The following is a 2,371-nucleotide window of genomic DNA, read 5'->3' on the forward strand; positions in this document are numbered from 1 at the left end:
AGACAACCTTAGAAAGGTTGATGCTGATTTCGTATAGAAGAAGGAGTGGAATCATCACGAGAAAGTCTGACATGAAATCTGGTGGAGATATGACAATTGCAATAACGATAAGGACGAAATATGCATACTTTCGGATTTTTGTAAGCACATAAGGGTTGATTACCCCGAGTGATGTCAAAAACATAACGACGACTGGAAGTTCAAACAGAACACCAAATGGGATTGTCATGTTCATGATGAATTTAAAATACCGGTCGGCTGTAAAGTTCGTTACAAGCATATCCCCGCTTAATTCCACAAGGAAGTTCAAGACATTCGGAAAGATGACGAAATAACCGAATGCAAGACCAACTAAGAACAAAATGAATAGTGCTGGAATGTATGCTAGTGAAATTTTCCTCTCATTCGGCATGAGAGCTGGTTTTACAAACAGCCAAATTTGCAATGCCAAAACCGGTATTGTTCCAGCTATCGCAATAATGGTGGCCAGCATAAAGTAAATCCATATAATATCACTCGGACCTAAAACAATTAGTTTTACATCCAGGTCACGAACAAAGTAATGATAAATATCTTCTACGAAGTAAAAACCAACTCCAAAAAATACAATGAATGCAACTACCGAAATAATGAGCCTTTTTCGAAGCTCATCAAGATGATCAACAAGATTTAATTCTTTATCTTCCATACCAATCCCCTGCCAATTCCATTTGCTGCTTTTTTTAATATTTCTTGAAGGAAAGCATAACTTACAAAAGGACTAGCTTTGTAAAAATGCCTTAAGAAAAAAAGATGTAAGATAAAAGCATCTTACACCTTATTTAGTGATTTTCGAAATTTCCTTCTTTTCTTCTTCAAACTCTTCCATAACGTCACTTGTCAATTCACGAGTTGATTTCTTGAATTCGCGAAGAGTCTGGCCAAACGCACGGCCTATCTCAGGAAGCTTTTTTGGTCCAAAAATAATCAAAGCTAAGACAAGGATTAAAATTAATCCAGGAACTCCGATGTTTGATAACATATCAACATCTCCTTTTCATATAGTAAATCTACTATGATTATAGTACTTTTACTCCCCAGTTTGGAGGAAAGCCGTGAAAGTTCATAAGAAATTCACAAAGTATGCCAAAACCTAATGTTATTTCACAGTTCCTATTTTATATTAACTTTCCTTTATTATCTATTATTAATATTATACCAATAAATTAAACAGCTGATTGTCCTTGTTTAATTCCATGAATGCAAAGCCTTTTCTTTCCATACTGGCAATTAGCCTTGTGTAATCATTCTTAACTTTCAGTTCGATGCCGACTAGGGCAGGACCGCTTTCTTTATTATTTTTCTTCGTGTATTCAAACCTTGTAATATCGTCTCCCGGGCTTAGAACGTCATCAAGGAATTCCCTTAAAGCACCTGCGCGCTGAGGGAAATTAACAATGAAATAATGAAGCAAGCCTTCATACAGCAGGGAGCGCTCCTTGATTTCCTGCATTCTGCTGATATCATTATTTCCGCCGCTTATAACACAGACAACTGTTTTCCCTTTGATTTGATCCTTTATCATGTCTAGAGCGGCAATGGGCAATGCTCCTGCTGGCTCTGTTACAATCGCATGTTCATTATACAATTCTAAGATGGAAGTACATACCTTTCCTTCAGGAACCTGAACTAGTTTTTCAACATTTTCCCTGCAAATCTCATACGTTTTACTGCCGACACACTTAACAGCCGCTCCGTCAACGAAAGTGTCAATGTGCTCCAGGGGAAAAACACTATTTTGATCAAAGGCTGCCCGCATTGAAGCAGCTCCCCCTGGTTCGACCCCGATCAACTGAGTAGAAGGGGATACACTTTTTATGTATGTGCTCAAGCCTGCCATTAATCCTCCCCCGCCAATGCTTGCAACGACAAAATCTACTGATGCCTGGCAGTCATTCAATAACTCGACTGCAACAGTCCCCTGTCCGGCAATAACTTTTTCATCATCAAAAGGGTGGATAAACTCTCTTTTTTCTCTTTCTGCACAGATAAGTGCCTCCCGGTAAGAATCATCAAACGTATCACCCGTCAGGACGATGTCGACATACTCTCGACCGAACATTTCTACCTGGCTAACCTTTTGTCCTGGTGTTGTCGCTGGCATATAGATCTTCCCATTAACTCCAAGCTGCCTGCAGGCGTATGCAACACCTTGAGCATGATTGCCCGCACTCGCGCATACCACTCCATTTTGGAGTCCAGCATCCCATAAAATCTTCATGGCATAATAAGCGCCACGTAATTTAAAAGACCTCACATGCTGCAAATCTTCGCGTTTCAAATATATATCTGCTTCGTATTTTTCAGAAAGCCTATGATTCAACTGTAACGG

General features: G+C 39.4%; 3 protein-coding genes. All 3 read right to left on the minus strand.

Features of this window, described 5'->3' with window-relative positions:
- A partial coding sequence (gene tatC, locus WB217_RS03745) for a twin-arginine translocase subunit TatC (RefSeq protein ID WP_423990769.1) occupies positions 1–688 on the minus strand: 688 nt, incomplete at its 3' end.
- Positions 689–817: 129 nt separating this feature from the next.
- Positions 818–1,021: a twin-arginine translocase TatA/TatE family subunit gene (locus WB217_RS03750; RefSeq protein ID WP_423990771.1), complete on the minus strand. Its 204-nt coding sequence runs from the start codon at positions 1,019–1,021 to the stop codon at positions 818–820.
- A 171-nt stretch (positions 1,022–1,192) separates the two neighbouring features.
- Positions 1,193–2,371, minus strand: a 1,179-nt coding sequence (gene ilvA, locus WB217_RS03755) for a threonine ammonia-lyase IlvA (RefSeq protein ID WP_423990773.1), incomplete at its 5' end; no start/stop codon positions are given.

The organism is Mesobacillus sp., assembly GCF_049588175.1.
Lineage (GTDB): Bacteria > Bacillota > Bacilli > Bacillales > Cytobacillaceae > Mesobacillus.